A 6,330-nucleotide genomic window follows, 5' to 3' on the forward strand; every position below is an offset into this window, starting at 1 on the left:
TTCGGCTATTCGTTTTGCCCTAAAACAAGAAGAGCCGGGCGTACCCGACTCTCCAATGAAACAGAAACACTTAACACTTAAATCGTCGATTTAATGGTCAGTTTGATCGGAACCGTCAAGGCACCATCGGTGTCTTCGAAGGTTACGATGTATAGACCGGGCGTCCATTGCTGAGGAATCTTAAATCGAAACTCCAATGAAGGACCAACCGGAATCTGGCCGACCAAAGCACCAATCGTATTGTAAATAGAAATGGTACCGCCCTTTAGGGCAATATCATCGCCAAAATGAAAGACAACTTCGTCAACCGCGGGATTCGGGTATGCTTCGAGCGATTTATCACCTCCTTCCGCTTGTACAGCGAAAGATCCGATAAATAACGCCAAAACAAAGAGTACTTTTTTCAACATAAAATTTACTTTACAAAAGTGTATTCTCCCATCAGTTAGTCCAAATATCGCATTTATTCGTCTTTTTGACAAATCATCTTAACATAAATTTCATTTAGCCTACGCTCCGCGCCAATTGCGGATTACGGTACCTTTGCCCCCATGTCTACCCTCTCGCTGCGACAACATATCGGGCTAAATTTCAAGCTAGCGTACCCCGTTATGCTCTCACAATTGGGGCATATCATGGTCGGAGTAGCCGATTCCGTCATGGTTGGTAGGCTCGGTACCGAACCCCTGGCGGCAGCCGCATTCGGAAACAGCATTTGGGTGGTCATATTCGTCATCGGATACGGAATATCACAAGCCGTAACCCCAATCGTAGCAAGGGTTCACGCCGAGAAGAAATACCGAATGATCGGTTCCATGCTTCGACACACATTGGCACTTAACCTCATGGTAACGGTGGTCTTGGGCGGACTCATGTTCGCGGCTTGGCCCTTCCTCGATCGGCTCGATCAAGAGCCCGCAGTCATGACCCTCTCCTACCCATATCTCAGCATCATCACCTGGTCATTCCTACCCCTCATGATCTTCCAGGGTTTTCGGCAATTCATGGAGGGCCTTTCCCACACCTTCGAGCCGATGCTGATCTCGTTGTCCGCCAACTTCCTGAACATCGGTCTTAACTGGCTCTTGATCTACGGAAATTGGGGGTTTAAGGCCTACGGCCTGAATGGCGCCGGTATTGCTACGCTCATCAGTCGAACACTCATGGTCGTCGGAATCGGTTATTACCTCTGGCGCTCCGGACTTTTTCGACCATTTCGCCCCTATTTCTTCGCCATGCCCTGGCGGCGCGATTTCTTTGGTAAATTACTCCAACTCGGTATTCCAACCTCGGTGCAAATGCTTTTCGAAGTAGGTGCCTTCGTCATCGCCGCCATTTGGATCGGCCAAATTTCCGCCGAAGCCTTGGCAGCACATCAAATCGCCCTGAACCTCGCTTCCATTAGCTTTATGCTCGCGAGTGGTTTGGGTGCGGCAGCTACCATTCGCGTAGGTAATCAACGTGGTTTAAAAGATCGGGATAACCTTCGAATGGCGGCATTTTCGGCCATTCTGCTTTCTCTGGTGTTCATGGGAGTGGCCGGAATCCTTTTCTCAACCCAAGGAGAAACTTTGGCGCATTTATATATCGATGAAGGTCACGTTATTAACGCGGCCGCTGCCCTTCTTTTGATCGCCGCTATTTTTCAACTGTCCGATGGAACACAGGTCGTGGCTCTCGGCGCTTTACGCGGTCTCGAAGATGTCCGAATTCCAACGGTAATAACGCTATTTGCCTATTGGATCATCGGAATCCCTTTGGGTTATTACATGGCATTTTACTTGGACTTTAACGAGCGCGGTATATGGTATGGGCTGGCGGTTGGATTAACCATTTCGGCCATTCTGTTACTCGCCAGATTTCAGTGGCTAAGTAAAAAGATCAAACTATGATCAACGAATCAACGAGAAATAACCGACTTCCCGATGCGCCGCCCCATCTATATCTAGTACCTTGACCTCCCACAGGTAGGTGTCTTGCGGTGCCGGCATATCCTTTTTCGCATCTTCACCGTTCCAACCTTCGCCCACAACTTCGGAGTAAAAGATTCGATCACCCCATCGGCTATATACTGAGAACTGATACTCTATTTCCCCAAATACCTTTGGAGCAAAATACTCATTAAGCCCATCCCCATTGGGCGTGAACACATTTGGAACGTACAGCAAGTACTCGGGTTTTACCACAACTGTTCTGTAGGTAGTATCAGTACAACCGTACTCATTCCCCACTACCTGACGAACCGTATACGTACCATCTTCCAAATAGCGGTGATCGAAAAAGGGTGCCGTGTACGAGGTTGAATCACCCATATCGAAAGTAGTCCAATAGGCTCCCGTACTTATATCGTGCACTGACACCACTGGTTCAAAGAACGACGTTACCTCAGGATCAACATAAAATCCGGCAGTCGGGCTCGGCTCTACGACGATCATTTGCTCTACGGCCACCCGGTGAGTATCTACGCAACCTTCCAATACCTCAATGGTCAAAGTGACATCGTAAGTACCCGGTAAACTGTACGTATGGGTTGGGCTATCCTGAGTACTGGCTTGACCGTCGCCGAATTCCCACAGGTAGTTTATGTTCACCCACGTGTTCGTCTCGTCCGCGAATTCCACCGTAAAGGGTGCACAACCCGTCAACGTATCCGTATCAAAGGAAGGTTCTACTTCGGGGAAGATTCGAACCGTATCGGTGAACGAGGTCGCACAGCTATTCTCACTGACCGTCAGTGTAACTGGGTAAATTCCGTCATCGGTGTAGACCTTGGTCGGGTTCATTTGCTGGCTTGCTGTTCCATCCCCGAAATCCCAATCGTATTGTGCGTCCGGGGTATGTTGACTCAAAACGGTAAAATCCATAAAGTTTCCGTCGATACAATCATCCCCACTAATACTGAAGTCGACCGGTATTCCGTCCGAGATCTGTACCTGAGTGGTAATGGTATCGGCACATTGAAATCCGGGATTCGCGATCAGTGTTACAGTGTAGGTACCGGTGTCCGAGTAAGTCCAAGTCGGATTGGCAAAGGAGCTCGTATCGGCATTCGTATTCGGATCTCCGAAATCCCATTGATAGTACGTCGTAAACAAGCTCTGATTTTGAAAACTAAAGGTGGTCCCCGTACAGAACTGAGATTGAGGTGCTATACCCGCTTGAGTAGCGCTCAAGCAGATTGCGGTATTGAATTGAAAATCGCGCCTATTCTCGGTCAGTAACGTTCCATTACGATACTCTTTGGCCACTACCGTTACTACATACTGCCCCAACATTGTGGGAGACCCTACAAGAAGGCCGGAGTTTGGATCTAAATTAAAGGCCGGATTCGCATCAATTGGATACGTGATCGTATAGCCCGGATTCCAAAGCACATTGGGAAAAGGCGGAGGTTGAGGAGGTAGAGGCAAGGGGTTATTTTGAGAGCCGCCACTGTATGGAGTGGCGAATCGGTAGAATAGCGAATCCCCGTCCAAATCGGTCGCACTGTGATCGAAGACCAAGGTATCGTTTGTACAAAGCACAATGGGAGGGAAATTGGAGAAGTACGCAGAATTATTGCAATGGTATGGAGGCCCGGGAATATGCGTCGTATACGTGGCTCCCTGCTCCTCGGGCTGAAAAATATTGTTGATACTCGCATTGCGGCAGCACCGTTGATATACCAAGGTATATCCACCGGGAGTTGGCGGAAGATTAACCACTTCGGTATAGATCCCTTCCTCTACACACACATTGGGTGGGCTGGTAAGACAGGGGTTATTAATGTATGGAAGTACTAGAGTAATGGACGGATTGGGCATTTGCACCTGAGTGGCAAATGTTCCGCTAGTATCGTAAATGGTTACAGTAGCCGGATTGTCAAAGGGCGCTCCTTGCGAATTGCAATCGCGATAAACCTTTAAAGTAATAATGTAGTCGTCGTTACCGATGCACTCGTAATAGAGCTCTCCACCCACGATATGCCATGCACTCGCTCCAGCCGGAACGAGAAGCATCAAAATGAGTGAGTAGAGATAGAGCTTCTTCATACCAAAATTGACGGACTAGGGAGAAAAGTCGTTGGGGCGATATTCAACAACGCACCATCCTCTGTTTAACTAATGTACAATAATCTCCTGTGAATCAGAAGAATCGCCAATAGAGTACCTGAGCATATCTACCCGCACTCAGGCCTTCAAGCGGAATTTCAATCTCATGATGACCGGGCAAGAACGATCCCGCGCGCCCTTCCGCAACGATGCGGTCGCTTAAATCGACCACCTCCCAAGCAACAGCTCCTAGGGTATTGAGTTCAAAAGCCAAATGAGTACGGCCTGCGGCCGGATTTGGATATATGCGTGTCTGTAGATCCGCACGTTCCTCCAAACCGATAATCTTGGTCCCTTTCATGAATATCTTATCGAACGAGATATCGAACGAGATTATGTTGTCGTCATCACTATCGTGAACGAAGGCCACTCGAACGGTATTCCCTTGATATGCAGCCAAAGAAACAGAGTGCGGTTGAAGCACGCATTTCCAGTCGCTTGAATCACCGTCCAACTCCAAGTACGTACCGTCGAAACCGTGCACGAAACCATCGCTGTAGCTATTATTGTTAAAAGCGGCGATAGGGCTAGTGGTCGTCGGATTCGGATTGGGGCCGATCCATTGAGCCGCTCTGAACAAAGTATCCGTGAAATCCTCCGGAGCACTTCCCGTTGTGCTCACGACCACTGAATAACCATCTAAGTAAATTGGTGCATATCGACTGGCCGAATACCACGACAACTCGGTAAAATTATCCGGCAAATAAAAACCAGGTGATATTAAATAATTCCGGTTTCCCGGTAAAAAGCCCTGAAGCCAACTCGTCGATGCTATGACCGTATTTTGGGTATCCACGTTTGCAATACCCGGCCCTAGGTACCAGTTGTCGGGACGCCCGTTTGCGGCCGGAATACTATCCAGGCTGTAGTTCTGCCATACTGTAATGTCTGCCGTATCCTGAGTTTCGACGAAGTTCGACGGCAGACTATCTAATTCGAAATCGAGGTAGAAGATCGTATCGTTCTGACCTATCGCAACCATGGCGATTCCACAAAAGCAAAAACTGAGTAGGGTTCGTTTCATGCCTACAATTTAAGAAGACATTCTGAACGGAATGATTTTGAGGGTGTTAAATACTATTCCCTTACAAAAGAAACATACGACTGGTCGAATCGAATCCAATATACGCCGGAAGTCAATTTTCGAAGGTCGAGCTTAATTCCTTTTTCTGATCGTGTCATTGGTACATGAAAAGAACGACCTAACGCATCGAATAACACTATTGGCTCGGACATGGATTCCAGTTCCAACTCAAGAATCAAGAAACTCGTTGTCGGATTCGGATAAATGCGAATTCCGTCTAGTTTGTTCTCTTTCAACGTGACTGCTGAAGTACCCAATACTAATATGTCATCAATTCCAAGTAAGTTGTCATCTTGAGAGTCATGCACAATGGCCAGATACAGCGTATCGTGAGTGTAAGCCGGAAACGATATCACATCCGGACGCCAAAGCTCTCCAATATAAGCTGTGCTATCCATGTTGGCCGGAAGCTGGATGTGTTGACCATCAATTCCATGTATATCTCCGCCCAAAGAAAATTCAAACCAACTATAAGTCGGTACAGGCCCCATTCCAGATGAATCTGAAGCAGGCCCGACATGCTCAGAGAGTTGCTTTATAGTGTAGAAATCTTCGGGGTCGCGTCCGGTAGAACTGTACATCACACGGTACCCATCAAGGTATTGCGGAGCTTGACGTGGGGCGGACTTCCATTCGATCAAAATGGTTTCACCTTGAGCGGGCAATATAAGTGGTGAAATGAGCCAATTCTCGGTCCGTATGCTTGGATTCGACAACCAACTGCTCGATTGCATAACCCTATTTCCCGAATCAATAGATGAAAACGCAAATGCCGGAAACCATGCATTTGGTCTATTAATTGCGTCTTGAGCTGAGTCCAGATCCAAATTAAGCCACAAATTGAGAGGAGCATTTATGGAATCTGATACTTCGAAATCCAAAAAAAGAGGATTCTCGAAATCCTGCCAAAGCAAGGTGTCAATCTGGCTAAACGAAACTAATGGCGATATATATAGAATAACGAGAATAAAGCTCCTCATATAAGAATGATTCATTGATTAGTCGATACTAGCAAAGGTATCAACAATCTTAATATCGAAAGGACTCTTTCGCAAAGAACTCCCTATTTGCAGAATAAGAAGCCGTCTCAATACCGGGGCTGTTTTTTTTGTATTTAAGTATCTGATTGCTTGCTGTTTAGTTTGTTTATGATTA

General features: G+C 47.2%; 5 protein-coding genes. 1 reads left to right on the plus strand and 4 read right to left on the minus strand.

From position 1 onward, the window contains the following. Nucleotides 1-77: 77 nt before the first annotated feature. Complete coding sequence (locus tag J4F31_05510) at nucleotides 78-410, minus strand: T9SS type A sorting domain-containing protein (protein MCE2496018.1); 333 nt, start codon at nucleotides 408-410, stop codon at nucleotides 78-80. Between the two features lie 141 nt (nucleotides 411-551). On the opposite strand from J4F31_05510, the gene J4F31_05515 reads away from it, so the two are divergent. After that, nucleotides 552-1,892 carry an MATE family efflux transporter gene (locus J4F31_05515; protein ID MCE2496019.1) on the plus strand — a complete coding sequence of 447 codons (1,341 nt, stop codon included), beginning with the start codon at nucleotides 552-554 and terminating at the stop codon, nucleotides 1,890-1,892. Here the strand turns inward: J4F31_05515 and J4F31_05520 are convergent, their stop codons facing one another. The 3 genes from J4F31_05520 to J4F31_05530 all read right to left on the minus strand — a co-directional run bounded on the left by J4F31_05520 (nucleotide 1,893) and on the right by J4F31_05530 (nucleotide 6,056). After that, entirely contained in the window at nucleotides 1,893-4,031 is a 2,139-nt protein-coding gene (locus J4F31_05520) for a PKD domain-containing protein (GenBank protein MCE2496020.1), read from the minus strand. 94 nt (nucleotides 4,032-4,125) lie between these two features. Further along, nucleotides 4,126-5,115, minus strand: coding sequence for a choice-of-anchor J domain-containing protein (locus J4F31_05525; GenBank protein ID MCE2496021.1), 990 nt, complete (start codon nucleotides 5,113-5,115; stop codon nucleotides 4,126-4,128). Nucleotides 5,116-5,168: 53 nt separating this feature from the next. Then, the gene (locus J4F31_05530; GenBank protein MCE2496022.1) at nucleotides 5,169-6,056 is read right to left on the minus strand and encodes a choice-of-anchor J domain-containing protein; all 888 of its coding nucleotides are present in this window, start codon (nucleotides 6,054-6,056) and stop codon (nucleotides 5,169-5,171) included. Between the last annotated feature and the right edge of the window lie 274 nt (nucleotides 6,057-6,330).

It is taken from the genome of Flavobacteriales bacterium, assembly GCA_021296215.1.
Lineage (GTDB): Bacteria > Bacteroidota > Bacteroidia > Flavobacteriales > ECT2AJA-044 > ECT2AJA-044.

What these genes read in the sequence shown, in the direction of transcription:
- J4F31_05515 (MCE2496019.1), top strand. Translation starts at nt 552, where the DNA reads ATGTCTACCCTCTCGCTGCGACAACATATCGGGCTAAATTTCAAGCTA.
- J4F31_05525 (MCE2496021.1), bottom strand. Translation starts at nt 5,115, where the DNA reads ATGAAACGAACCCTACTCAGTTTTTGCTTTTGTGGAATCGCCATGGTT.
- J4F31_05510 (MCE2496018.1), bottom strand. Translation starts at nt 410, where the DNA reads ATGTTGAAAAAAGTACTCTTTGTTTTGGCGTTATTTATCGGATCTTTC.
- J4F31_05520 (MCE2496020.1), bottom strand. Translation starts at nt 4,031, where the DNA reads ATGAAGAAGCTCTATCTCTACTCACTCATTTTGATGCTTCTCGTTCCG.